The sequence below is a fragment of the Luteimonas sp. TWI662 genome (assembly GCF_039673825.1).
GTDB lineage: Bacteria > Pseudomonadota > Gammaproteobacteria > Xanthomonadales > Xanthomonadaceae > Luteimonas.
In genome coordinates this window covers 126,967-152,704 of record NZ_JBDJMI010000002.1, presented here as the reverse complement: position 1 = coordinate 152,704, position 25,738 = coordinate 126,967, and the positions used below count along the sequence as shown (strand labels likewise).

General features: G+C 68.8%; 19 protein-coding genes and 2 pseudogenes. 5 read left to right on the top strand and 16 right to left on the bottom strand.

Annotated features, from left to right (window positions below; translation table 11 throughout):
* Positions 1-43 precede the first annotated feature (43 nt).
* The gene (gene lpxL / locus ABE488_RS03135; protein WP_346442641.1) at positions 44-958 is read right to left on the bottom strand and encodes an LpxL/LpxP family Kdo(2)-lipid IV(A) lauroyl/palmitoleoyl acyltransferase; all 915 of its coding nucleotides are present in this window, start codon (positions 956-958) and stop codon (positions 44-46) included.
* Between the two features lie 90 nt (positions 959-1,048).
* On the opposite strand from lpxL, the gene waaA reads away from it, so the two are divergent.
* Positions 1,049-2,344 carry a lipid IV(A) 3-deoxy-D-manno-octulosonic acid transferase gene (gene waaA / locus ABE488_RS03130; protein WP_346447136.1) on the top strand — a complete coding sequence of 432 codons (1,296 nt, stop codon included), beginning with the start codon at positions 1,049-1,051 and terminating at the stop codon, positions 2,342-2,344.
* A 59-nt stretch (positions 2,345-2,403) separates the two neighbouring features.
* Here the strand turns inward: waaA and ABE488_RS03125 are convergent, their stop codons facing one another.
* The 4 genes from ABE488_RS03125 to ABE488_RS03110 all read right to left on the bottom strand — a co-directional run bounded on the left by ABE488_RS03125 (position 2,404) and on the right by ABE488_RS03110 (position 5,979).
* Positions 2,404-2,685, bottom strand: coding sequence for a hypothetical protein (locus ABE488_RS03125; RefSeq protein ID WP_346447135.1), 282 nt, complete (start codon positions 2,683-2,685; stop codon positions 2,404-2,406).
* A gap of 435 nt (positions 2,686-3,120) precedes the next feature.
* Positions 3,121-4,479, bottom strand: a complete 1,359-nt coding sequence (locus tag ABE488_RS03120; protein ID WP_346447134.1) for a TolC family outer membrane protein — start codon at positions 4,477-4,479, stop codon at positions 3,121-3,123.
* Positions 4,480-4,499: 20 nt separating this feature from the next.
* The gene (locus ABE488_RS03115) at positions 4,500-5,162 is read right to left on the bottom strand and encodes a protein-L-isoaspartate O-methyltransferase (protein ID WP_241945109.1); all 663 of its coding nucleotides are present in this window, start codon (positions 5,160-5,162) and stop codon (positions 4,500-4,502) included.
* Between the two features lie 133 nt (positions 5,163-5,295).
* Positions 5,296-5,979 (bottom strand): TetR/AcrR family transcriptional regulator, encoded by a 684-nt coding sequence (locus tag ABE488_RS03110; RefSeq protein ID WP_346447132.1) that lies wholly within the window; start codon positions 5,977-5,979, stop codon positions 5,296-5,298.
* A gap of 79 nt (positions 5,980-6,058) precedes the next feature.
* Here ABE488_RS03110 and ABE488_RS03105 point away from each other — a divergent pair, with 79 nt between their 5' ends.
* From ABE488_RS03105 to ABE488_RS03095, 3 genes and pseudogenes are all read left to right on the top strand, one after another.
* Positions 6,059-7,198 (top strand): efflux RND transporter periplasmic adaptor subunit, encoded by a 1,140-nt coding sequence (locus ABE488_RS03105; RefSeq protein WP_346447130.1) that lies wholly within the window; start codon positions 6,059-6,061, stop codon positions 7,196-7,198.
* 181 nt (positions 7,199-7,379) lie between these two features.
* Positions 7,380-10,547: an efflux RND transporter permease subunit gene (locus ABE488_RS03100; RefSeq protein WP_346442653.1), complete on the top strand. Its 3,168-nt coding sequence runs from the start codon at positions 7,380-7,382 to the stop codon at positions 10,545-10,547.
* A 203-nt stretch (positions 10,548-10,750) separates the two neighbouring features.
* A pseudogene (locus ABE488_RS03095) lies at positions 10,751-10,936 on the top strand (tyrosine-type recombinase/integrase); the annotation flags it as partial.
* 96 nt (positions 10,937-11,032) lie between these two features.
* On the opposite strand, the gene ABE488_RS03090 reads toward ABE488_RS03095, so the two are convergent.
* Both ABE488_RS03090 and ABE488_RS03085 read right to left on the bottom strand, forming a co-directional pair.
* Positions 11,033-11,422, bottom strand: coding sequence for a DUF6180 family protein (locus ABE488_RS03090; protein WP_346447128.1), 390 nt, complete (start codon positions 11,420-11,422; stop codon positions 11,033-11,035).
* A pseudogene (locus tag ABE488_RS03085) lies at positions 11,419-11,823 on the bottom strand (OmpA family protein); the annotation flags it as partial. The gene ABE488_RS03090 and the pseudogene ABE488_RS03085, both read right to left, overlap by 4 nt.
* 271 nt (positions 11,824-12,094) lie before the next feature.
* Here ABE488_RS03085 and ABE488_RS03080 point away from each other — a divergent pair.
* Positions 12,095-14,407, top strand: a complete 2,313-nt coding sequence (locus ABE488_RS03080; RefSeq protein ID WP_346447126.1) for a two-component regulator propeller domain-containing protein — start codon at positions 12,095-12,097, stop codon at positions 14,405-14,407.
* A 6-nt stretch (positions 14,408-14,413) separates the two neighbouring features.
* On the opposite strand, the gene ABE488_RS03075 is transcribed toward ABE488_RS03080, so the two are convergent.
* The 9 genes from ABE488_RS03075 to leuD form a co-directional block, all read right to left on the bottom strand.
* Positions 14,414-15,556 (bottom strand): ATP-binding protein, encoded by a 1,143-nt coding sequence (locus tag ABE488_RS03075; protein WP_346447124.1) that lies wholly within the window; start codon positions 15,554-15,556, stop codon positions 14,414-14,416.
* Between the two features lie 96 nt (positions 15,557-15,652).
* Positions 15,653-17,719 carry a TonB-dependent receptor gene (locus ABE488_RS03070; RefSeq protein WP_346447122.1) on the bottom strand — a complete coding sequence of 689 codons (2,067 nt, stop codon included), beginning with the start codon at positions 17,717-17,719 and terminating at the stop codon, positions 15,653-15,655.
* 425 nt (positions 17,720-18,144) lie between these two features.
* Entirely contained in the window at positions 18,145-18,459 is a 315-nt protein-coding gene (locus ABE488_RS03065; RefSeq protein ID WP_346442662.1) for a carboxymuconolactone decarboxylase family protein, read from the bottom strand.
* A 17-nt stretch (positions 18,460-18,476) separates the two neighbouring features.
* Positions 18,477-19,133: an N-acetyltransferase gene (locus tag ABE488_RS03060; RefSeq protein WP_346447120.1), complete on the bottom strand. Its 657-nt coding sequence runs from the start codon at positions 19,131-19,133 to the stop codon at positions 18,477-18,479.
* A 160-nt stretch (positions 19,134-19,293) separates the two neighbouring features.
* Positions 19,294-20,538, bottom strand: coding sequence for a hypothetical protein (locus ABE488_RS03055; protein WP_346447118.1), 1,245 nt, complete (start codon positions 20,536-20,538; stop codon positions 19,294-19,296).
* Positions 20,539-20,819: 281 nt separating this feature from the next.
* Positions 20,820-22,658, bottom strand: a complete 1,839-nt coding sequence (gene ilvD, locus ABE488_RS03050; protein ID WP_346447116.1) for a dihydroxy-acid dehydratase — start codon at positions 22,656-22,658, stop codon at positions 20,820-20,822.
* Between the two features lie 49 nt (positions 22,659-22,707).
* Positions 22,708-24,066, bottom strand: coding sequence for an NADP-specific glutamate dehydrogenase (gene gdhA / locus ABE488_RS03045; RefSeq protein WP_346447114.1), 1,359 nt, complete (start codon positions 24,064-24,066; stop codon positions 22,708-22,710).
* On the bottom strand, positions 24,063-25,142 hold the full coding sequence (gene leuB / locus ABE488_RS03040; protein WP_346447112.1) for a 3-isopropylmalate dehydrogenase: 1,080 nt from the start codon (positions 25,140-25,142) through the stop codon (positions 24,063-24,065). The genes gdhA and leuB overlap by 4 nt, the downstream gene beginning before the upstream one ends.
* Positions 25,132-25,713 (bottom strand): 3-isopropylmalate dehydratase small subunit, encoded by a 582-nt coding sequence (gene leuD, locus ABE488_RS03035; RefSeq protein WP_346447108.1) that lies wholly within the window; start codon positions 25,711-25,713, stop codon positions 25,132-25,134. The genes leuB and leuD overlap by 11 nt, the downstream gene beginning before the upstream one ends.
* Positions 25,714-25,738: the final 25 nt, after the last annotated feature.

Genomic DNA, 25,738 nt, shown 5'->3' with positions numbered 1-25,738 from the left:
GAGCCCCTTCACTCGGCTCGGCGCCCGGTGCCCGCGAATGGCGTCAGTACAGCTGCGCGCCATCCGGTTGTCGCTTGAAGCGGCGATGGATCCACAGGTACTGGTCGGGTGCGGCGCGGGCCATGGCCTCGATGCCGGCCATCACCGTGGCGGTGTCCGCGGTCGCGTCGGCGGTCGGATAGGGCGCCGGTGCTGGCGTCAGGGTCAGCGTGTAACCGCCATCGGGACGGCGCACGTGCTGGTAGAACACCACCGCCGCACCAGACATGCGCGCCAGTTGGTGGGTCGAGGTCAGGCTGTGCGCGGGCCGGCCGAAGAACGGCACGTAGACCGCGTCGCCGCCGCTGGGGTCCTGGTCGGGCGCGTACCAGAGCAGGCCGCCGCGCTTGAGGTGGCGCACGGTGCCGCGCACGTCGCGTTTGGGGAACATCGCCGCCGCATAACGCGCGCGGCCACGGCGCACCGCCCACTCCATCGCAGGCGACGTGTGCGGACGGTACATGCCGGCCAGCGGGACGTAGTCGCACATCAGCCGACCGCAGACCTCGAGCGTGGTGAAGTGGCCCGACACCACGATCACCCCGCGCCCCTGCGCGCGCGCGGCCTCGATGTGCTCGACACCCGCCACGACCAGCCCGCGGCGCAGCGGTTCGATCGAGCCCCACCACGCGCGCGCGAACTCGAACAGGCCAATGCCCAGGGCGTGGAAATGCGCGCGCAGCAGCGCCTTGCGCGCGGCGGCGTCGCGCTCAGGGAAGCACAGCGCGAGATTGCGGTCGGCGATCCTGCGGCGGCTCGCAAGCGCAAGCCGCAATGTCGTACCGATTGCACGGCCCAGCGCGCGCTGCAGTGGCCAGGGCAGGCGTGCGGCCAGCGCCATCAGCCCGATGCCGCACCACGCCGGCCAGTGGCGGGGGGCGAGCGGCGGACGGGGGAAGACGGGGGGCGCGGAAGACATACGGCCATTGTAGAAGCTGTGCGTCGCTGCGCCGTCTCTCGAATCCAGCCAACCGAATCCCGCACCACGCCCATCCGCTATCCTGTCGCGATGCGCGCCGACCTTACCGAACGACTGTTGCGCGGCCTCTATTCGGCGCTGCTGGTCGTGCTCGTGCCGGTGACGGTCTACCACCTGATCTGGCGGGGCTTCCGCCAGCCGGCCTACCTGCAGCGCTGGAATGAGCGCTATGGGGTCTACAGTGGCGCACCGTCGCCGACGCCGGTCTGGGTGCACGCGGTCTCGGTTGGCGAGGTCAATGCCGCAGCGCCGCTGATCAATGCCCTGCTCGAGCGCGATCCCGGGTGCCGGTTGCTGGTGACGACGATCACCCCGACCGGCTCGGAGCGGGTACGCGCGCTGTGGGGTGAGCGGGTCGAGCACGTGTACCTGCCCTACGACCTGTCGGGCGCGGTGCGGCGGTTCCTCGCCCGGTTCCAGCCCGGTATCGGCCTGATCGTGGAAACCGAGATCTGGCCCAACCTGCTGTTCTGCTGCCGCGATGCCGGCGTGCCGACGGTCATCGTCAACGCGCGGCTGTCGGCGCGCTCGTTGCGCGGCTATCGCGTGTTGCGGCCGCTGGTGGGGCGCGCACTGCGGACGGTGCGCCGGGTCGCGACGCAGTCGGCCGACGATGCCCGCCGCTTCGTCAAGCTCGGCGCGGCGCGCGAGCAGGTCGTCGACGTGGGCAACCTCAAGTACGACATCACGATCGACGAGGGCGCGGTCGCGGCGCTAGCAGCGACATTCCGCGCGAGCATCGGCGGGCGGAAGGCGTGGATCGCCGCGAGCACGCATCCCGACGAGGAGGCGGCGGTGGTTGCGATCCACCAGCGCCTGCGCGCGCGCTGGCCGGACCTGCTGCTGATCTGGGCACCGCGCCATCCCGAGCGTTTCCGCGGCGTCGCGCAGCTGGCGGTCGAAGCCGGATGGCGCGTGGCCACGCGTGCGTTCACGCGTTGGCCGGATGCGAGCGACGACGTATTCGTGCTCGACACGCTGGGCGAGCTCGGCGCGTTCTTCGCGTGCGCCGATGTCGCGTTCGTCGGCGGCAGCCTGCAGGACATCGGCGGCCACAACCTGCTCGAGCCGGCCGCGGTCGGCGTGCCCGTGGTCACCGGCCCGCACCTGCAGAACTTCGTCGACATCGCCCGCCAGCTCGGCCGCGCTGGCGCGCTGCGCATCGGCGAGGACGCCGACGCGGTCTACGACCATCTGGCCACGCTGCTGGCCGATGCCCCGATGCGCACCACGATGGGCGAGGCCGGCCGCGCGTTGTTCGCCGAAGGTCGCGGCGCGCTCGGGCGGACGCTGGCGTTGATTGCCGACGACCTGCCGGCGCCATAAACGACAACGGCGCGGATCGTTCGATCCGCGCCGCTAAGAAAAGTTCTCACTGAACTTGTTCAGGGAACCAAGCAAGAGTAGGTTCCCTGCACACGCCAGCTTCCCGGAGAAGTGAACACGTGATAAACCGGCGCCGGGGTGTTGAGGATTGTTCCGCCATATCCTGTGCATGTAGAAAATGCTTGAAAGTCTGCAAAAGATCTAGCCTGGTCAACCGAAATAGTACTAAAGCCTGCTCCAGTGACAACGATAATTTCTTCAGCGAAGGCGGAGTTGGAAAATAACAGGAAAATTGTAAGAAGCGAGGCGCCAAGAGAAATTTTAAAACCTTTCTTCTTCATGCGAATAGTCCTTTAGCTCGCCGAATTTGGCAATTAGAATTTCCAAAAAGCAACGATAAAACTTTGTCTATCCGGGGTGATGCTTGTGTTAAACGGGGATGAAGGTCTCAGAATTTACGAAGATTTGCAGGTGCTTCAGCGATGCGCCGTTGACAATAAATGGCTGACCTGGCTGGAATTCTGAGACGCGATTTTAACTATGTAAATTTGATACGTGTTTAGGGGTTCTTGCTGTTTTGTATTTGTCGAGAATCAATTTGGGTCGCTTGGCTTAGAATTAATTTTCGAGTAAGCCATTGAGCATGAGGGTTCTGCATGTCGGGTGGGTGACTATTGGATCCGTGTTATGGCGCCTATCAGTGAAGGAGCCGAACCAATAGCCGTCACGTGGGCCCGCATCTATGATGCGGGCACGGGTCGGAGACGATACGCCGATCAGTTCGTGCGCTGGCCGTCGCCAGTGCCGGTCGAGGCCTGCACGCCGTTGACGTCGACCGTCAGCTGGCGGTTGACCTCCTGTAGGTTACCGATGTCCAGCGTGCCTGCGGCCTGCTCAAGCAGCAGCCGGCTCTGCAGGAAGTTGTACTTGGCGAACGCGTAGTCCTGGCGCGCCGAGAACAGGTTCTGCTGGTTGATCAACACGTCGATGACGGTGCGTGTGCCGACTTCCAGGCCGACCTGCGAGGCCTCGTAGGCGGCGTTGGCCGAGACCAGCGCCAGCCGGCGCGCCTCAACCTCGGTGATGCCGGCGACGAGGTTCTGGTAGGCGCTGCGGGTGTTGCGCTCGATCGCACGGCGCTGGGCCTCGTACTGGTCGGCCGCGATGTCGCGCTGGGCGATCGACTGGCGCACCTGCGACTGGGTCGCGCCGCCGCTGAAGATCGGCACGGTAAGCGTCACGCCAATGCTGTTGGTTTCGCCGCGCTGCGCGAGTGCGCCGGCGTTATCTTGGCCCCAGGTGTCACTCTTGCCATAGCTGGCGCTGAGATCGAGCGTCGGCAGGTGCCCGGCCTTCGCCGCGGTGACGTTGTGCTCGTTGGCGGTGACCTGGTACTGCAGCGCCTTGAGTTGCGGATTCTGCTCCAGCGCGGTGGCGACCCAGGCCTCGGCGTCACGGCCTTCGGGCAACTGCGGGGTGAAGTCGTCGGGCAGACCGCGCAGGTCAGTGACCGGCTGGCCGGTGATCTCGGCCAGCGCCTGGTAGGCGTCCTGCAACGCGTTTCGGCGCAGGATGGTGTTCGCACGGGCGCCGTCGTACTGCGCGCGCGCCTCGTGCACGTCGGTGATCGGCGCTAGGCCGACTTCCAGACGCTTGTCGGCAAAGTCGAACTGACGCTTGAACGCCTGCTCGGCGGCCTCGGCAGCGGCCAACGTCTCGGTCGCGATCAGCACGTCGAAGTAGGCCGAAGCGGTGCGGGTGATCAATGAATCGTTGTCGGCGTCGAGCTGGAAGTCCGCGGCGGTGCTCAGCGCGCGCTGCGAGCGCAGCGAGGCGATTCGGTTCCAGTCGAACAGCACCTGGCTGGCGCTGACGCCGTAGCTGCGCGTGCGCGCCTTGCCGGGCTCGCCGGCGGCGCGCGCGTCACTCAATGATGCGCTACCGCGGATCTGTGGCAGCAAAGTCGCGTGCGCCTGTACCGCACCCTCGCGGGTCGACAGCCGCTGTGATTCGGCGATCGACAGTGTCGGGTCGTTGGTGCGGGCCAGTTCGTAGGTCTGGACGAGATCGGCAGCGAACAGCGGGCCGGATGTCAGCGCGAGCGCGAGCGACAGGAACAAGGGGCGGCGGAACATCAGGGGAGTCCTTCGGTCGATCAGAGGGAAAAGTGCGGTACCGGAGCAGCCCCGGCGAGATAGGCGAGCCCGGTCTCGAACAACGATTCGATGCGCGGCGCGTTGACGTCCTCGCCCTCGCGTCGGACCAGCACCGCTTCCATCGCGGGCGCCTGGCCGCGGACGATGAACATGCGGCCGCCGGGACGCAGCCACTGCACGAAGCGGGCGGGCACGGTGTCGACGGCGCCGCCTACGCAGATCGCATCGAAGCGGCGCTCGGTGTTCCAGGCGAAGACGTCGGCGTGGACGACCTCGACATTGGCGATGCCCTGCGCCTGCAGCCGGGCGCGCGCGGCGTCGGCGAGATCGGCGTGGCGTTCGAGGCTGACGACATCGCGCGCCAGGTGGCCTAGGCACGCGGCCAGGTAACCGCTGCCGGTGCCGATCTGCAGCACCTCGTCGCCCTGCTCGAGCTTGAGCGCCTGCAGCGCGCGGCCTTCGACGACGGGCTTGAGCATGGTCTCGCCGTGGCCGATCGGCAGTTCCAGATCGGCATAGGCCAGGGCCCGGCGGGCATCGGCAACGAACGCCTCGCGCGGCACGCGCGAGATCGTCTCGAGCACGCGTGCATCGAGCACGTCCCAGGGCCGGACCTGTTGTTCCACCATCGCCGCGCGGGCCTTGGCGTAGTCGATCGTCATCGTTGCGGTTTCCTTGTTCGCCAGCGCGCAATTCTAGCGGTCGCGGGCAGGGTGATCATCGCGGGGGCGCTCGGCGGGGGCGCAGTGCCGGAAGTCACCGGCCCTGACGGCATGCCGACCCCAGGGGACTCGTTCAGCGATCGCGGCGGGAGCGGCCATAGGCGCGCAGGAACATGTCGACCGAGGCCTCGAGGTGGGCCCGACGCTGGCGCGCGCAATCGTCGGCGTCCTCGCAGTCGAACACCATGCGCTGGTGCAGGTCGCCCTTGACCAGCACGAAGAACTGCGCGGCCGCGGTCGGCACCAGGGCCTCCTCGATCTCCAGATCGCCGGTTTCGATGCGCCGGCGCAGCAGTGAGGCGAATGCCGACTGCACGCGGTCGGGACCGCTTTGCCAGAACCGTTGGGCCAGGCGCTTTTCGACCATCTGCGGCGTGCACAGCAGCCGATGGCCGGCCACCGCCTCGGGCGCGCTGATCATCGCGAAGAAGGCCTCGGCGACCTCCAGCAGCCGCTGGCGCAGCGGCGTGCCGGGCGCGGGCTCGAAGACCGAGGCGGGCATCTGCTGCTCGCAGTACGCGGCCGCGGCCTCGGTGAACAGGGTGTCCTTGTCGCCGAAATGGCTGTAGACGGTGAGCTTGGAGACGCCTGCCTCGGCGGCGATCTGATCCATGCTCACGCCTTCATAGCCTTGCTGCAGGAACATGCGCTCGGCCGCTTCGAGAATGGCGGCGCGTTTGGCCAGGTCCTTCGGTCGGCCAGGGCCGGCCGGGCCCCGGGCGTCGGGCTGGGAGGCGGGGACGGAAGAGGCGCGCATGCTCATGCGCTAATACTATACCAATCAGTTCTGAAAATATACGATACGGCTCTCTCGCCCGCGTTCAGCCGGAGCCTCCATGTCCTGCGTCAAGTCCACCGCCGTGCTTCGTCGCGCGACCGTGCTCCTCGCCGCCTTGCTGCTGGGCGCCTGCGGACGCGAGCCCGCGCCGCCCGAGGCTGCGCGTCCGGTGCTGGTCGTCACCCCGTCCGACGCCACGGAGGGCGATGCGCTCGCTTTTGCCGGCGAGATCCGCGCGCGGGAGGAGAGCCCGCTGTCGTTCCAGGTCGGGGGCCGGCTGGTGCGGCGTCTGGTGGATGCCGGTGCGCAGGTGACACGCGGGCAGGTGTTGGCCGAAATCGACCCGGGCGACCTGCAACTGCAGGCGCAGTCGGCGCAGGCGCAATTGGCCGCCGCCGAGGCCGAGTACGCCCGGGCGCGGACCGACCGTGCGCGCTATGCCCAGCTCGTGGACCAGCAACTGGTCAGCCGCTCGACGATGGATGCGCAGGACGCGGCCTACCGGGCGGCGCAGGCGCAGCTGCGTTCGGCGCGCGCCCAGGCCGAGGTCGCCGGCAACCAGGCCGGCTACACCCAACTGCTGGCACCGCGCGACGGCGTCGTCGCCAGCCGGCAGGCCGAGGTCGGGCAGGTCGTGGCCGCTGGCCAGACCATCTTCACCTTCGCCGGCGACGAGGGCCGGGAAGTGGCGATCGCGTTGCCCGAGTCGCGCATCGCCGCGTTCTCGGTGGGGCAGCGCGCCTGGATCGAACTGTGGAACCGGCCCGGCGTGCGCCTGCCCGGCACGCTGCGCGAGATCGCGCCGGCCGCCGATGCGCAGGCGCGGACCTACGCGGCCCGGGTCGCGGTCGATGACAGTGCCCGCGATGGCCTGGAGCTGGGCCAGAGCGCGCGTGTGCATTTCAAGCTCGACGACGGCGACACGCTGCGCGTGCCGCTGACCGCGATCCAGCCCGGTGCCGACGGCGGCAAGGCGGTCTGGGTGGTCGATCCGCAGACCCGCACGCTGCGCTCGGTGCAGGTGGAAGCCGGGGCCTTCGGTGCGCAGACCGTGCCGATTCTCTCGGGGCTGGCGCCCGATGCGCTGGTGGTCGCCGCCGGCGGTCACCTGCTGCGCGAAGGCCAGGCGGTCACGCCGGTCGGCAGCGACAACCGGCCCCAGCTCCCCGACGCGCCGAAGCCGGCGGCGGCCCGATGAGTGGGAATGCCATCGTAAGCCGGATCCGCGCGGCACACGCTCACCTCCCCCGCGTGCGGGGGAGGAGAGGTGGGGGCGGTGGCCGTCCTGTCATGACGCACGTGCGCATGGGTTACTTCGGGCGCACTCCATCGCGCGCAGGCGCGTCAATGTCGGGCATAGGCAAACAGGGCACGCAGCCATGAGCCGCTTCAACCTGTCGGAATGGGCGCTGGGCAATCGCACCCTCGTGCTCTACGCGATGCTCGTCGTCGCGATCGCGGGCATCTGGTCCTACGGTCGGCTGGGGCAATCGGAGGACCCGCCGTTCACGTTCAAGGCGATGGTGATCCAGACCCAGTGGCCGGGCGCGACCGCCGAGCAGGTGTCGCGGCAGGTGACCGAGCGCATCGAGCGCAAGCTCATGGAGACCGGCGACTACGAGTTCCTGCGCTCGTACTCGCGGCCCGGCGAGTCGCAGGTGATCTTCTTTGCGCGCGACTCGATGCGCTCGAGCGAGATCCCGGCGTTGTGGTACCAGGTGCGCAAGAAGGTCGGCGACCTCAGGCCACAGTTGCCGCAGGACATCGTGGGCCCGTTCTTCAATGATGAGTTTGGCGACACGTTCGGCAACATCTATGCGTTGACCGGCGACGGCTTCGACTACGCCATCAAGAAGGACTACGCCGACCGCATCCAGCGTGCGCTGCAGCAGGTCGGCGATGTCGGCAAGGTCGAGCTGGTCGGGCTCCAGGACGAGAAGATCTGGATCGAGGTCGACAACACCCGGCTGGCGACGCTCGGCATTCCGATGGCGGCGGTGCAACAGGCGCTGTCTGAGCAGAACGCGATGGTGCCGGCGGGCTTCTTCGAGACCGCCGATGCGCGCGTGCAACTCCGCGTGGACGGCGCATTCGAGTCGGTCGATGCGATCCGCGCCTTCCCGATCCGCGCCGGCGACCGCACGGTGCGCCTGGGCGACATCGCGACCGTCGAGCGCGGCTTCGCCGATCCGGCCGCGCCGCGGATGCGCTTCATGGGCGAGGACGCGATCGGCATCGCGGTGGCGATGCACGACGGCGGCGACATCCTCCGGCTCGGCAAGGCGCTGGAGGCCGAGTTCGCCCGGCTGCAGGAGACGCTGCCGGCCGGCATGGTGCTGCGCAAGGTGTCCGACCAACCGCGCGCGGTACGCGATTCGGTCGGCGAGTTCGTCAAGGTGCTGGCCGAGGCGGTGATCATCGTGCTGCTGGTGAGCTTCCTGTCGCTGGGCCTGCGCACCGGGCTGGTGGTCGCGGTGTCGATCCCGCTGGTGCTGGCGATGACGTTCACCGCGATGGACCTGTTCGGCATCGGCCTGCACAAGATCTCGCTCGGCGCGCTGGTGCTGGCGCTGGGCTTGATGGTGGACGACGCGATCATCGCCGTGGAGATGATGGCCATCCGCATGGAACAGGGCGACAGCCGGCTCAAGGCCGCCAGCTACGCGTGGACGCACACCGCGTTCCCGATGTTGACCGGCACGCTGGTGACCGCGGCCGGCTTTCTGCCGATCGCGACTGCGGCCTCCAGTACCGGCGAGTACACCCGCTCGCTGTTCGAGGTGGTGACGATCGCGCTGGTGGTGTCGTGGATCGCGGCGGTACTGTTCATCCCGCTGCTCGGCGAGAAGATGCTGCCCGACCTCGCCAACCCGCAGCCGCCGCGGCCCGGGTCATTGCCGGCGCGGTGGCGCGACGCACGCAGCCGCGCCGCTGACCGTTGGCCTGCATTCGCGTTCGCACTGGCGCCGGCCGAGCCGCAGGCGCATGACCATGATCCCTACCAGCGCCCGTTCTACCGGCGGTTCCGCAGCTGGCTGCACTGGTCGCTGACGCATCGCTGGCTGGTCATCGGTGCGACGGTGGCGCTGTTCGTGGCGTCGTTGCTGCTGTTCCGCTTCGTGCCGCAGCAGTTCTTCCCCGACTCGACCCGGCTGGAACTGATGGTCGATGTCGAGCTCGCCGAAGGCAGCTCGCTGCGCGCCACCGAGGCCGCGGCCGCCCGAATCGACGCGCTGCTCGACGGGCGCGAGGGTGTCGATAGCCGTGTGGCCTATGTCGGGACCGGCTCGCCGCGGTTCTATCTGCCGTTGGATCAGCAGCTGCCGCAGGTCAACTTCGCGCAGTTCGTCGTCACCGCGACCGATGTCGAAGCGCGCGAGCGCCTGCGCAGCTGGCTGATCGACGAAGTCGCACCGACCCTCCCCGAGCTGCAGCTGCGCGTCACCCGGCTCGAGACCGGGCCGCCGGTCGGCTATCCAGTGCAGTTGCGCGTGTCCGGCGAACACGTCGAGCGCGTGCGTGCGATCGCGGACGCCATCGCGACCAAGGTGCGCGAGCACCCGCACACGATGAACGTCAATCTCGACTGGGACGAGCCCAGCCGGATCGTGCGCCTGGTTGTCGATCAGGAGCGTGCACGCGTGCTGGGGGTGAGTTCGCAGCAGATCGCCCAATTCCTGTCGAGTTCGCTGTCGGGTCAGCAGATCAGCACCTACCGCGAAGACAACGAGCTGATCGGCATCGTGATGCGCGGGCCCGCCGACGAGCGCGTCGCACTCGAGCAGCTGGCCAGCCTGGCCATGCCCAGCGCCAACGGCCCGGTGCCGCTGTCGCAGGTCGCGCGGCTGGAGTCCACGTTCGAGGACGGCATCATCTGGCACCGCGATCGATTGCCGACGATCACCGTGCGCGCCGATGTGCGCGGCGACGTCACGCCGCCCACCGTCGTTGCCCAGATCCTGCCCACGCTCGAGGAGATCCGCAGCAACTTGCCGCCGGGTTACCGCCTGGAGACCGGCGGCACGGTCGAAGACTCGGGCAAGGGCCAGGATTCGATCAAGGCCGGCCTGCCGCTGTTCCTGTTCGTGGTCGTGACGCTGCTGATGCTACAGCTGCGCAGCTTCTCGCGCAGTGCGCTGGTGCTGCTGACCGCGCCGCTGGGCCTGATCGGCGTCACCCTGTTCCTGCTGGTCTTTCGAGTGCCGTTCGGCTTCGTGGCGATGCTTGGCACCATCGCGCTGGCGGGCATGATCATGCGCAACTCGATCATCCTGGTCGATCAGATCGAACAGGACATCGCCGCCGGCCACGCGCGCTGGGACGCGGTGATCGACGCGACCGTGCGCCGCTTCCGGCCCATCGTACTGACTGCGCTTGCCGCGATCCTCGCGATGATCCCGCTCTCGCGCAGCGTGTTCTTCGGCCCGATGGCGGTCGCGATCATGGGCGGGCTCACCGTGGCCACGCTGCTGACGCTGACCTTCCTGCCGGCGCTGTATGCGGCGTGGTTCCGCGTGCGCGAGGATGAGCGGCCACGCGCGGGATGAGCGCAGGACGTATATGACGGTATCGGGCGGGCCTGTTTCGTCCCAAAGGTTGCGAGCGCTGCACTCGAAAAAACGGCATGACGTGTTGCAACGTTGCGCGTGACGCCCGTCATATGCATCGAGCCGCTCCGCGAAGCGCGGCATCGACTTGAACAAATTCTGAGGCCTTAGCGTATCCATCCCAAAGTCTGTCCGAGATAGCAGCCACCTGCCACACGCTGCGCCGTTCGTTCGCCACGCATCTGCTGGAGGCCGGCCACGACACTCGCACGGCGCAGAAACTGCTCGGACACATGGGTGTCGCGACGACGCAGATCACACGCATGTGCGCGGACGGAAGCATCGGTCGCACGAGTTCTCTCGACCGATGGTCCGGCGCCTTGGATTGATGTCGGCCGCGCAGTGCCTGGTAAGGGACTCAGGTGGCCGTCGCCCCGGTGTCGTGCGGCGGTGGCAGGGCGCCCACGTGCCGATGCAGTGCGCAGTCAGCGCGCGCCGGCGGCCTTGCGCACTTCGGCGGCGACGCGGGCTTTGATGGCGTCGGGGCCGCGGCTGTCCGGCCCGCTGTAATCCAGCGCTTGCACCACAAAGGCGGTGTGGTCGCCGGCGCTGATGCAGTACGAGACCAGTGCGCGGCCGCCGTCTGCCGGGCCCGACACGTGCGTGGCGAGCGTGCTTTGGTCGCTCTGTGTGCGGGTGGTGTAGCCGACTGCGGCGCCGCCGCGGGCGAGTGCCGCCAGGCAGGCCTTGATACTCAACTGTGTTGCCGGATAGCGGTCGACGTCGTAGCCGAGGCTGAAGTCGTCTGCTGCCGCCGATGCCACCGGCGCCGATACCGCGAGGGCGAGCAGCGTGGCCAGGGACATCTGCTTCATGCGCGACTCCTTGTGTGGACGGAAGAAGCGGGCAGGTCAGGCGCGGACGAACACTCGACCCGGCGATTGCGCTGACGGCTGGCGGGATTGTCGCGACCATCGATGCTGTTGGGCGCAACGGGCTGCGATTCGCCGAGGCCGTGCGCGCTGGCCCGGTGGGCAACGCCACGGGCCTGCAACGCTTCGAGCACGGCACGGGCGCGGCGTTCGGATAGTGGCTGGTTGTAGGTCGGCGTGCTCTTGCTGTCGGTGTGGCCGCGGATGTCCAGTTCGGCGCTGGCGACGCCGCGCAGCGCCTGGGCAAAGACATCGAGCGTGTGCGCCGCGTCGGGCCGGATGTCGGACTTTTCGAAGTCGAACAGCACGCCTTCGTCGAGCGTCTCTCCCACCGCGCCAGGCGGCCGTCCGGATGCTAGGCAATCGATTGTGAGCCATGCGTTTCGAATGCGCAGGTGCGCCATGCGGTACCCTCTGCGCGCCGAACGGGCGGTAGGATGCGCCTGCGGTTTCTTTCGGGGGAACTCACGCTTGCCTGCCGCGCCCGTTCACGCGACGCGTTCGCCGCTGTCCGCCGCGCGCCGATCCGGCGGGCGCGGTCTCGCGTGCCGTCTCCGCGGCGCGCTGCGCCGATGCGCATGGCTGCTCACGGCCTGCGCACTGGCCGGACCCACCATGGCCGCCGCACCCGGCGATGGCCGGCTCGATCCCCAGTACCGCAACACCCTGCGCCACTACGGGGACGAGGAGGGGCTGCCGCAGGCCAGCGTGAACGCGATGCTGCAGACCCGCGACGGGTTCCTGTGGTTGGGCACCTTCGGCGGGCTGGTGCGTTTCGACGGCCGCGAGTTCCGTCTCTACGGCGCCGATGCGCACGATCGTGATGCGCCAGGCGATGACGGGCTGCCGAGCAACCGTGTCCTCGCGCTGCACGAGGATGCCTACGGCCGGCTCTGGATCGGGACGCAAGATGCGGGGATCAGCCTGCTCGAGCATGGCCGCTTCCGCCAGTTGCCGGTGTGCGGGGCACGCTGCCAGGTCAATGCCCTGTATCCCGATGGCGACGGCGCGGTGTGGGCGCTGAGCACCCAGGGCGTATTCCGGATTGATGCCGTGACGCTGCAGGCCAGCGTCCAGGTGGATGTCTACAACGCGTTCGACTGGGCCGCGCCGATGGGTGACGGCGTGCTCTATGCCGGTGGCAGGAATGGATTGTGGCGGCTGACGACGACCGACAGTGTCCGTGTGCCGTTGCCCGACGGACGCGCGGCCGTTAACCGAATGGCATCGACGCCGGATCTGCTGTGGCTCCTGCTCAGCGACCGCGCGCTGTACCGCTTTCGACCCTCGACCGGCGCGTGGACCCTGATCCGGCGCGACCTGCCGCCTGAGGCCCAACTGGTGCCGTCGAACGACGGCCGCGTGCACGTCTCCGACGAGGCGTCGGGGCTACGTCTGCTCGCGGCCGATGGGCGCGAGGTGCCGGTGCAAGGCGCCGAATTGCTGCATGCGCGGATCCTGCATCTCGACGATGCGGGCAATACCTGGATCGGCACCACCGGCCAGGGCCTGTGGCGGATGCGGCCTGCGCGCGTGGCGATGCTGCACGCCCCCGGCCTCGGCGGGCGCGCCCCGGGCCGGGTGGTGGAGGACGACGGCCATGGCGGCCTGTGGCTGGGTTTCGGCTGCGCGGGGCTGTGGCATCGACGCGCGGATGGTGGAGCGCGCCGGGTGGTGGTCGAGGGCGTGCTCGACGATGCCTGCATCTCCAGCCTGTTCCGCGACCCCACGACCGACGCCCTGTGGATTGGCACCTCGAACGCGGGTCTCGGGCGGTTCCGCGACGGACGCCTGGAACGCGTTTGGCATTGGCCGGGCGAGGCGATGCTGGGCATCTGGCGTTCGCACGACGGCGACTGGTGGGCGGCGACGCTGCGCGACGTCTACCGGCTGCAGGTGGATGCCGACGGTGTAGTGCGCGGCGCTCAGCCGGTCGCCGCGTTCTCCGGCATGAGCATCGTCAGGATGGTCGACGCTCGCGCCGGTGGCGTCTGGTTCGTCGGCGATCGCGGTGCGTTCCGCCTGGTGGGCGACACCGTGGTGGAGCAGTGGACCGTGGAGGACGGTGTGCCGGCGTTCGCGCGCGCGCTCCACGAGGACGACGACGGGCTGTGGATTGGCACCTACGGCGGCGGTCTGGTCCATGTCCGCGATGGCGAGCTACGACGCTACACCACGGCCGACGGCCTGTTCGACGAAACCGTCTCGTGCATCCTGTCCGACCCCGACGGTCGGTTGTGGCTGGCAGGAAACCGCGGCCTGTCGGTGCTGCGGGCGCACCCTGTCGACGCTTCCGGTCCCCGCCTGACCACCATCGGCACCGCCGACGGACTCGATCCGGTGGAGTTCAACGGCGGTACGGTCTCGGCCTGCCGGACCGGTGCCGACGGCAGGCATCTGTTCGCGATGATCCGCGGATTCGCGCTGGTCGAACCGTCGCGCTTCGAGTCGGCCGCTCGCCACCCGCCGACGCCTTATATCGACCGCGTGACGCTCGCCGGCCGCGCGCTTGATCCGTTCGACCTGCCGGCGCTGGGTGTGGACGCCGCGAATCTGGAAATCGTGGTCGGTGTCATCGGCCTGGCCGATCCCGAGCGCACTCGTGTGCGCTACCGCGTCGGCGATGGGGCAGAGTGGGTGGAGGCAGGCTCGGGGCGCAGCCTGCTGTTGCCCGATGTGCCCTGGGGCGAGCTGCGGTTCGAGGCGCAGGCGCGCTACCTCGATGGCGGCTGGTCGGAGTCGGTGGTGCTGCGCTTCCTGCGTCCGATCCCGTGGTACCGCCGCGACTGGATCTGGCTGGCCGCGAGCCTGGCGGGCCTGTTGTGCCTGCTGTGGGCCACGCGCGAGCGACGCAGGGACGATGGCGATTACGATGCGCTGGTGACGCGCGCCCGCGAACGGCTCCGGGAGGGCCGCTCGATCGACTGACGTCTGCTACGCCGCGGCGACGGTGGTGCCGGACGACGCGGGTTGCCTCGGCAACTGCAGCACGAATCGGGCGCCGGCTCCCGGAGCGCTGTCGCAGTCGATCGTGCCGCCGGCTTCAGTGACGACCCTGTGCACCATCGCCAGGCCGATGCCCGAGCCGCGCTCGCGCGGCTTGGTCGTGAAGAACGGCTCGAAGATCCGCGCTCGCGTCTGCGCCGACATGCCGTGGCCGGTGTCTTCCAGCCGCAAGCGCACCGCCTCGCCCTCGATCTCGGTCGCCAGCGTCAGCCGTCCGCCGCCCGGCATCGCATCGACCGCGTTCTTGGCCAGGTTGAGCACCGCCGCCTCGAACTCCGCCCGGTCCATGCGGATCCAGGCCGCGTCGCCGCACAGCGTCGCTCGCGTTTCCGCGCCGGGGCCGGCGATCGAATGCAGCATCGGCTGCAGGTCGTCGAGCACCTCGTTGGCGTCGAAGGTTTCGCGTAGCGCCGCATCGTTGCGGGCGAGCGTCAACAGCTTCGACGTCAGTCCACGGCCGCGTCGCGTTGCCGCCTCGATGCGCTGCAGGCAATGCCGCGTCTCGTCGTCGATCCCGCGATGGCCCAGCCCGCGCTGCGCGAAGCCCAGCACCACGCCCAGCAGGTTGTTGAAGTCGTGCGCGACGTTGCTCGCCAGCTTGCCGAGCGCGTCGATGCGCTGGGACTGCAACAGCTGCGCCTGCGAATCTTCCTTGTCGCGGATCTCAAGCTCAAGGTGACGACAGATCAGCGTCAGCTCTCGGTTGCGTCGGGCCGCGATGTCGGACTTGAGGATCAGCCGGTCGAGAATCAGCGCGACGATCGCATTGGCCAGCACCGGCTGCAGCAGGTGCGAGACGATCTCGCGCCATTCGTCGGCGTTCGCCGCCTGACGCTGCAGGTCGGCCCAGGCGCCGAGCAGCAGGATCGCCAGGTACGCCGCCGCCGTCGCCCACAGCCCGCGCCGGCCGAGCAGCAGGCCGGCGAACAGCAGCGGCAGGATGCTGAGCATCACGCTGCCCGACTGCGCCGCCAGCCCGTAGCGCACGTGGCTCAGCCCGAGTAGGACCAGGCCGCCGGCGATGAGAACGGCGGCGACCGCACGTTGGACAGGATGGCGGCGGAGCGGCATGCCGGCATTATGCGGGCCATCGCGGCGACGACGCTTGTGCGCCGCACGCCGGGCGCGCCCCGTCCGGAGGAGGTGGATGCGCGGGCGGCGCCCGCCTCAGAAATCCAGCCGGTAGCCGACCGTCACCGTGCGGCCGCGACCGGCGAAGTAGCGCGACGGCTCGACCAGCGCACTTTGCGAGTAGTAGCTGATGTATTGCCGGTCGAGCAGGTTGGCGATGCCCAGGCTCACGTTGCCACGTGCCAGTCCGATATCCAGCCCGGCGTCGAGCAGTGCGTAGCCGTCGAAGGTCTTGGCGGGGTCGTCGAAGCTGCGGTCGAAGGCGACCTGGCCCTGCACGAACGACGACAGCGTCGGCGTCCACTGCGCCGACCAGGTGCCGATCAAGCGGTTGGGGGCGACGTTCAGGCCGTCGAGTCGCGCATTGAGCCGTCCGTCTGCGTCGCTGTCGTAGCGGGCGCGAGTCCAGGCGTAGGACAGACCGACGCGATGGGCCTCGTTGATGCGGTAACGCACGCTCGCGTCCAGGCCTTCGATCGCGGTCTTCTCGCGCGACAGCTGGAAGGCGCCATCGACCGCGATCACGCGCGCGCCGAAATCCGAGCGCGACTGGAACGCGCTCACGTCCACATCCCAGGCCCGGGTCCGCAACCGCGCGCCGACTTCGGCATTGCGGGTGAGGATGGGTTCGAGCGAGCGCAGGTCGGCGACCGAGGTGTCGGGCGTGTCGATCGCGCGCAGTACGCGGCCGACATCGGGCATGCCGAAGCCTTCGGAGTAGCTGGTGTAGACGTTGAAGGTGTCCGATGGCGCATACACCAGCCCCGCATTGCGCAGCGACTGCTGGAACGACAACTCGCCGCCCTCCACCTCGACCCGGTTGAAGCGGTACAGCGTGCGGTAGCTGTCGATCCGCAGCTTGGCGTCCTCGTGTCGCCAGCCGCCCTGCAGCGTGAGCTTGGGCAGCAGCCGGTAATCGGCCTGCACGAACGCAGCGAGGCTGCGGAACTTTGACTCCGGCACATAGGTGCGGCCGGTCGCGTAGAGGTCCTGCTCGCCGGTGTCCCACAGTGCATCGATGCCGCTGGTCAGCTTCAGGCGGCCATCGAGCAGGTCGTCGCGCCCCAGGCTGGTCTTGGCGCCCCACTTGGAGGCCAGAGAGCGGGATTGGTCGTAGAGCGTGCCGATCGGCGCGATGTCCGGATCCTGGAAGCTCGACGAGCGGTCGGCGCCGAACAATCCCTCGAACTCCTGGTTGAACACCATCGCCTGCAGCGTCATGCCGGCGAGATCGTGATGGGTGTAGCTCAGCCCGGTCGTCCAGACATCATTCCAGGCCGGTGTGCCGGGCGGCGTGCCGCGAACCGAGGTCGTGGGTCGCCGGCTGGCGCGGTCGCCTGGCACCGTGAGGTAGTCGCCGTCGGCGCGGATGCGATAGCGGTTGAGGCTGAACTGCAGTTCCTGGTTCGCATCGATCCAGTAACCGAGCTTGGCATGGACGTCGTAGGCCTTCGATGCCATCAAGTCACCCTGGGTGACATCGGTGCCGATGGCGGTCCCGTTGCCGTCCAACCACAGCCCCTGGTCCTCGTAACCGGCGCCCAGCAGGTAACTCCACTGGCCCTGCATCCCGCTGATCCGGTAGTCGGCACGGACGCCGATCGTCTCGTCGTCGGCTCTATGCGTCGCCGCGGTGGTCTGCACCGCCAGGTGCTGTTGCGCCTTGCCCGGCTCGGGTCGCCGGGTGATCAGATTGATCGTGCCGCCGGTCGCGCCCAGGCCATTCATCGCGCTGGCGCCCTGGATCACTTCGATGCGCTCGACCATCGCGTAGTCGATGGTGTGCGCCTCGCGTCCGGTCGGTCGCAGCGGATTGGACTGCGGGATGCCATCGACGAGGATCAGCGGCGTGCGGCCGCGCAGTGTCTCGCCGCTGCCGGTCAGCTTGCCGCGGCTGGGGGTGTAGGCGGGCAGCAGATTGGACAGCACGTCCGATGAGTTGCTGCTCAGCCGCAACTGCTGGTCGATCTGTTCGCGATCAATGATCACCACCGTCTGCGGCGCGGTCTCGGCGAGCTGGCCGGTGCGCGACGCGGTCACGACGACCTTGTCGAGGTTGCGCGCGGTGGGATCCTGGGCATGCGCAGCGGCGCAGACGGACAACGAAACAGCGACGAACAACCGGCAACGCCTGCGCACCATGACTTCCTCGATCGGGACGAGGGCGTGGCGGTCTGGCTGGCCCGAAGCGCGGAATTCTTGCGTGCAGGTGGATACCTGTCAACGTAAGCAGCAATGAGGGGCGTGCGACATCGACTTGCATCTGCCACCGCGTGCCTAGACGGATCTGTCGGCAACTGCGCGTCCGTACACGGAATGGGCTTCGGCCGTTGCAGCGGCGCTAGGACGAATGGCCTTGTGGTGTCTGCGTTACGGCGTCGACGTGATCGTCCGGCCGTACCTCGATCTGCCGCAGGATGTTGGGCGGCGGTGGGCGACAGCCGCATGCCGCCGCATGGGCCCGATGCCAGGCGATACGCTGCTCGGCCGTCGCATGCTCGGGCATGCGGTGCTGCGCATGCCAAGCCTTATTGGTCTTGCCCATCAAAGGCCTCCAGCGCGGCGGGAACGGCGCCGATGACGACCGCGCCCGCAGCCGGCAGGCCGATCAGCACCGCGCTCAGCACCTCCTGCCGCGAGGCGCCGTGCGACTTGGCCGACTGGACGTGGAACGCCAAGCCCGAGGTGTTGCCGGTGGCAGCCAGTACTGCGAGATAGGCCAGGTCCGCGGTCTTGGCATCCAGCGCGCTGGCGGCGCCCAATCCATCGGCCGCCTGGCGCCAGGCCCTGGCGTGCTCCGGGGCTTGCTGCATGAACATGGCGAATGCGGGCGATACGTGCATCGTCGGTCCTTCGGGGTTCAGTGGGTGGGATCGAGCGCTACTGCTGCGGGCGTGGCCTGGCGCGGTGCTTCGGGCTGCGTCCATCGCATCGCGTACTCGTCCTGGCCTGTTGCCGCATCGACAGTGTGTCCAATGATCGAGAAGCCTTGCGATTTGTAAAACGCGATGCTGGGTGCATTCGACGCATACACAGACAACTCGAGGCCCGATCTGCGTTGCTGGGCATGTCGCAACAACGCTGTGCCGATGCCATTGCCCTGTCGCTCCGGTGCGACGAACAGCGCCGCCAGCCGATCCTCGACCAAAGCGCAGAAGCCGACGACGGTCGACGCGTGCTCGAACACGTGGACCTCGGCGGCGGGCAGATACTGCGTGCGCATGGCCTCGAGTTGGTCCTGCCAGAAGTCCGCTGGCACGAAGTCGTGGGCGCGGATGGACGCTCGCAGCCAGATGTCGAGAGCGGCCTCCATGTCGGCGGGTGCGAATGTCCTGATCATCGCGTGCGTTGTGCGTCGTGCGTCGTGCAAAGGGCTTCGGTCGCAGCGCAAGAGCGTGGTCTGCGTCGCCGCGAAGCGCGTCGGCCGGATGTGCGACCCCGCTGGCATTCTCGGCGCGCCCTCACGGCGGGTCAATGCGTCGTCGGCGTCGGGCGCGCTGATGCTTGCGCGCGGCATGCTGCGAGGCACGGGCAGTCTATCTCGATCCCCAGCCGCGTGGTCGCGTCACAGCTGGCGGCGGCACTGCCGAACGACGTCGCGGCCGCCGCCAAGCGTGGGCAGGCATGCCGGATTCGGCTGCCCGCGCGCCCAGCGACGGCCGCGATGCGACGATGCCTTAGTAGTAGCGCAGGAAGTCCGGCGCCGACTGCGGGTGCACCGGCACCGGTGCCACGATGTCTGGCGATGTGGATGTCGGCAGCGACGGGCCATGCGAGGAGAGCAATGGGGCCGGCGTGCCCGGCACCGGCGTCGACGGTGCGGTCGTGTACGGCGTGACCAGCGGTGTGCTCGGCGGCGTCGGCATCGGGGTCGGTGCCGGCGCTGCGAACGGCGAGGGCACCGGGGTCGGCGCCGGCGACACGAAGGGCGAGGGCAGCGGCGAGGCGAGTGGCGTCGTGCTCGGGCTGCCCGGCGGCGTGGTGGAGGTGGGCGTCGGCACCGGTTGGGCGTTCGGCGCGCCCTGCGATGGCGCAGGCGTGTTGCCCGCAGCCGGTGTGCGGAACGGCGCCGCCAACGGCGTCAGATTGGGCAAGACGCCATTGGCGATGCCGTTCATGGCATTGGCGGGACTGGAGAACAGGTTCGGGTCGAGCATGGTGTTGGTGATGTTGACCCCGCCTGCGAAGGCCTGGGCAGCCGGGTGCGGGATCAGGCTGGCGGCCGCGCCGCCGAGATTGAGCATGGGACGCAGATAGTCGTCGCGGATCACGTCCCAGTTGTCGCGGTTGGTGCCGTCGGCCTTCACGTGCTTGTCGTTGGTGCTGTCGAGCGTGCCGTTGGCGCGCTCCAGGTGGCCGAGGCCGTACTTGTTGACGTCCTGCAGCATGCCGGCCTCGGTGCCGTGGCGCGCATGGCCGTCCTTGGTGAACCCTTCGATCTTGCCGTTGCCCATCACCTCCTCGGAGCGGGCGGTGCCGTCGGCCTGGCCGAGACTCTTGATATGGGTCAGGATCGCCGCGGCCCGGAAAGCCTGGTCGGGATCGTTGTGCATGTCGCCGCCGACCAGCTCGTTGAGGTTGTCGCGCACCTTGCTCTGGTTGCCCAGGTTCGCCAGCACGGGGTTGTCTTCGCGGATCTCCGCCGCGCTGCGCGTGTCGCCCGGCGGACGCGCGGTCGATTCGTTCGGCGGCACCATGGTGTACATCGTCATGGTGCGGTCGGAGGTAACCGGGTTGCGCAACTGGGTGTAGTCGATCTGTCCCGGCTGCATGCCGCCATAGGCCTGCGGCTGGGCGTAGAGCGCCAACTCGGGCGGCATGCCGGCAGTCTGCGTGCCAAGCGGGAACTGCACCGCCTGGGCATACGGATTGGCCAGGCCGGCCGGAAGGGCGTTTGCGGAAGGATAGGCCTGTGCGTACATGTCGGGTCCTCAAAGTCGGGGAGGGTCGACGCATGACGGCGTCTTGGGGCCGACTCTAGGTCGCGTCCTGCGCGCTGCCTATCGGGGCACGCCCTGACTTGTCCACGGGACAATCGGCATGTTTTCATGGAGCACTTTTTTGGCGCTTTGTAGGCCTCGCGTGCCGGGATCGCGGGGGCGGTCCGGGCCTGCAGCGCGCGGCGCACATCCTGCGGGCGACCCGCCTTCTGTCCATGCCGACGGGGCGCAACGCCGGGCGGATCCGGCCTCGGCCAGTGTGCTCAGTCGCCCAGCAAGGCCCGATCGCGCACCGCCCCCTTGTCGGCGCTGGTTGCCAGCAGCGCGTACGCCTTGAGCGCCGTGCTCACGCGGCGCGCACGCGGCGTCGCCGGCCGCCAGCCACGTGCGGCCTGCGCATCGCGGCGCGCCGCAAGCTCGCTGTCGTCGACCAGCAACGCGATCGAGCGCGATGGAATGTCGATGCGGATGCGGTCGCCGTCGCGCACCAGGGCGATCGTGCCACCGGCGGCGGCTTCGGGCGAGACGTGGCCGATCGACAGGCCGGAGGTGCCGCCTGAGAATCGGCCGTCGGTCAGCAGCGCGCAACGCTTGCCCAGGCCCTTGGATTTCAGGTAGCTGGTCGGATACAGCATCTCCTGCATGCCGGGGCCGCCCTTGGGGCCCTCGTAGCGGATCACCACGACCTCGCCGGGCTGCACTTCGTCGCCGAGGATGCCGGCGACTGCGGCGTCCTGGCTTTCGTACACGCGCGCCGGGCCTTCGAAGACGTGGATCGCCGCGTCGACACCGGCGGTCTTGACCACGCAGCCGTCGGCGGCGAGGTTGCCGGCGAGCACGGCCAGGCCGCCTTCCTGCGAGTACGCGTGCGCGAGGTCGCGGATGCAGCCCTGGGCCCGGTCGAGGTCGAGCGTGGGCCAGCGCGTCGCTTGGCTGAAAGCGGTCTGCGTGGGAATGCCGGCAGGGCCGGCGCGGAAGAACGTGTGCACCTTCTCGTCCTGCACGGTGGCGACATCCCAGGCCGCGAGCGCATCGCCGAGCGTCCTGGCGTGCACGGTGGCGACCTCGGTGTGCAGCAGGCCGCCACGTGCGAGTTCGGCCAGGATCGCCGGCACGCCGCCGGCGCGATGGACATCCTCGACGTGGTAGTCGGGCGCGTTGGGCGCGACCTTGCACAGCTGTGGCACGCGACGCGAGAGCCGATCGATGTCAGCCATCGTGAAGTCGACTTCGGCCTCCTGGGCGGCGGCCAACAGGTGCAGGATGGTGTTGGTCGAGCCGCCCATCGCGATGTCGAGCGTCATCGCGTTCTCGAACGCCTCGAACGTGGCGATGCCGCGCGGCAGCGCGGTCGGGTCCTCGCCGCCGTACCAGCGGTGGCACAACTCGACCGCGGTGCGTGCGGCCTGCAGGAACAGTTGCTTGCGGTCGGCGTGGGTGGCCAGCAGGGTGCCGTTGCCCGGCAGCGACAGGCCCAGTGCCTCAGTCAGACAGTTCATGGAGTTGGCGGTGAACATGCCCGAGCACGAGCCGCAGGTCGGGCAGGCGCTGCGTTCGACCGCGGCGACCTGCTCGTCGCTTGCGGCCGGGTCGGCGGCCATCACCATCGCATCGACCAGGTCGAGCTTGTGGTCGGCGAGCCTGGTCTTGCCTGCTTCCATCGGCCCGCCCGAAACGAACACCACCGGGATGTCCAGCCGCAATGCGGCCATCAACATGCCCGGAGTGATCTTGTCGCAGTTGGAGATGCACACCAGCGCATCGGCGCAGTGCGCGTTGACCATGTACTCGACCGCGTCGGCGATCAGCTCGCGGCTCGGCAGCGAATAGAGCATGCCGTCGTGGCCCATCGCGATGCCGTCGTCGACCGCGATGGTGTTGAACTCTTTGGCGACGCCGCCCACGCGTTCGATCTCGCGCGCGACCAACTGGCCCATGTCCTTGAGATGCACGTGGCCGGGCACGAACTGGGTGAAGGAGTTGGCGATCGCGATGATCGGCTTGTGGAAGTCGCCGTCGGTCATGCCGGTCGCGCGCCACAGCGCGCGGGCGCCGGCCATGTTGCGGCCGGAGGTGGAGGTGCGGGAGCGATAGTCGGGCATGGGCGTGGCTGCTGTCGGGGGATACCGGCGGTGGCGGCGGAGAGGGCGGTCAGGTGACGCCCTGGGCGAGCATCGCATCGGCGACCTTGATGAAACCGGCGATGTTGGCCCCGGCGACGTAGTCGACGCGGCCGTCGGCGCGCTTGCCGTGGCGGACGCAGTGGGCGTGGATGTCCTTCATGATCGCGTGCAGGCGCTCGTCGACCTCGGCGTGGTGCCAGGCCAGACGCAGTGCGTTCTGGCTCATCTCCAGGCCCGAGGTCGCGACGCCGCCGGCGTTGCTGGCCTTGCCCGGTGCGTACAGCGTGCCGGTGGCCTGGAAGGCATCCACCGCTTCGAGCGTGCACGGCATGTTCGCGCCTTCGGCGACGCAGATCACGCCGTTGTCGATCAGCCTGCGCGCATCGGCCTCGTCGAGTTCGTTCTGGGTGGCGCAAGGCAAGGCGATCTGCGCCGGGATGTGCCAGGGACGCCGGCCTTCGAGGTAGTCGAAACGCGGGTCGTCGGCCAGTTCGGCCAATCGGCCGCGACGCTGGTTCTTCAGTGCCATGAGCGCTTCGACCGCCTCGCTATCGAAGCCGGCTTTCGCGTACAGCGTGCCGCCCGAGTCGGAGAAGGTCAGCACGCGGCCGCCCAGTTCGATGGCCTTGAGCGCGGCGTATTGGGCGACATTGCCGGCGCCCGAGACCAGCACGCGCGCGCCGTCGGTGTCGCGCCGTGCGTGGTGCAGCATCTGTTCGACGAAGTACACCGTGCCGTAGCCGGTGGCCTCCGGGCGCATCAGGCTGCCGCCGTAGGCCAGGCCCTTGCCGGTGAACACGCAACCGGCGTGGTTGGCGAGTTTCTTGAGATAGCCGGCCATGAAGCCGATCTCGCGCGCGCCCACGCCGATGTCGCCGGCCGGCACATCGGTATCCGGGCCCAGGTGGCGATGGAGCTCGGCGATCAGCGCCTGGCAGAAGCGCATCACCTCACCGTCGCTGCGCCCCTTGGGATCGAAGTCCGAGCCGCCCTTGCCACCGCCCATCGGCAATGTCGTGAGCGCGTTCTTGAAGGTCTGCTCGAACGCCAGGAACTTCAGGATCGACAGGTTCACCGACGGATGGAAGCGCATGCCGCCCTTGAACGGGCCGATCGCCGCGCTGTGCTGCACGCGCCAGGCGCGGTTGACCTGCACGCGGCCGCGGTCGTCGACCCACGGCACCCGGAACTGCACCACACGCTCGGGTTCGACCAGACGCTCGAGCAGCGCCTGGTCGCGGTAGTGCGGGTGGCGGTCCAGGAACGGCCACAGGCTGACCATGACCTCGCGCACCGCCTGCAGAAACTCGGGCTGGTGCGGATCGCGCGCGGCGACCGTCCGCAGGAACGCGTCGAGCCCGGCGGGTGCGGCCTCACCGCCGCTCATGCAGCCTGTTCGCTGGCCAAGGCCAGCTGCTGCACGATCGCGTCGGTCGCCTCGCGGGTCGAGCGGGCCGCGTCGTGTGGGGCGAGGTCGGCGGTGAACACGCCGGCATCGAGCACCGCGTCCACCGCTTGCTCGATGCAGGCCGCTTCCTGCGACAGGCCCAGCGAGTAGCGCAACAGCAGTGCGGCACTGAGGATCGTGCCGACCGGGTTGGCGATGCCGCGGCCGGCGATGTCCGGCGCCGAGCCGTGGATCGGCTCGTACATGCCCACGCACCCCTCGCCCAGCGACGCCGACGGCAGCAGGCCGAGCGAGCCGGCGAGCATCGAGGCCTCGTCGGTCAGGATGTCGCCGAACATGTTCTCGGTCACGATCACATCGTACGCGCGCGGCTTGGCCAGTAGATGCATCGCCATCGAATCGACCAACTGGTGCTCGAGGGTGATGTCGGGGAACTCGTCGCGCACCACGCGCGTGGCGACTTCGCGCCACAGCCGCGAGGTCTCGAGCACGTTGGCTTTGTCGACCGAGGTTACGTGTCCGCGGCGCCCGCGGGCGAGCAGGCAGGCGCGACGCACGACGCGCTCGACCTCTTCCACCGAGTACCGGCACAGGTCGGTGGCGTCCTGCGCGCTGCGGGTCTTGTCGCCGAAGTAGATGCCGCCGGTGAGCTCGCGCACCACCAGCAGGTCCACGCCGGCCAGCAGATGCGACTTGATCGGCGAGGCGCCGGCGGCCGCGGCATGCGGGCGCACCGGGCGCAGGTTCGCGTACAGGCCCAGCGCTTTTCGGATTGCCAGCAGGCCCTGTTCCGGGCGCACCGGCGCATTGGGCGCCGACCACTTGGGCCCGCCGACCGCGCCCAGCAGCACCGCATCGGCATCGCGCGCGGCGGCCAGCGTGGCCTCGGGCAACGGCTGGCCGGTGGCGTCGATCGCGGCGCCGCCGATCAGATGCTCGTGCAGCGTGAAGCGGTGGCCGAAACGCTGCGCGACCGCCTCCAGCACCTCGACCGCGGCGGCGGTCACTTCCGGGCCGATGCCGTCGCCCGGCAGTACGACGATGTCAGCGTGCATGGTGGCGCTCCTCGTAGGATCGGATCTCGGCGCTGCGCGCCAGCAGGTAGCCCATCTCGTCGACACCCTCGAGCAGACAGGTGCGCGCGAACGCGTCGAGCGGGAAACGATGGACGGCGCCAGCCGGTGTCCGCAGCTCGCAGGCGTCGATGTCGACGGTCAGCACGTCGTCGGGTCGCGACATCAGGTCCTGGACGACCGTCTCGGGCAGCACGACCGCCAGCAGGCCGTTCTTGAGCGCGTTGTTGCGGAAGATGTCGGCGATCTCGCTGCTCACGACCACGCGCAAGCCCAGGTCGCGCAGCGCCCACGGCGCATGTTCGCGCGAGGAGCCGCAGCCGAAGTTGCGCCCGGCCAGCAGGATCTCGCGGCCGGCGTTGTGCGGCTGGTTGAACGCGAAATCGGGATTGGGCGTGCCGTCCTCGCGCCAGCGCCAGTCGTTGAAGGCGTGCCGTCCCAGCCCCTGGCGCTCTGTCGTCGACAGGAAGCGCGCGGGAATGATCTGGTCGGTGTCGATGTTGGTCTGGGCCAGCACGACGCTGGCCGAGACGATCCGGGAACTGGCGGGCATCGGTGTTTCTTCAGGCAAGGGGGCG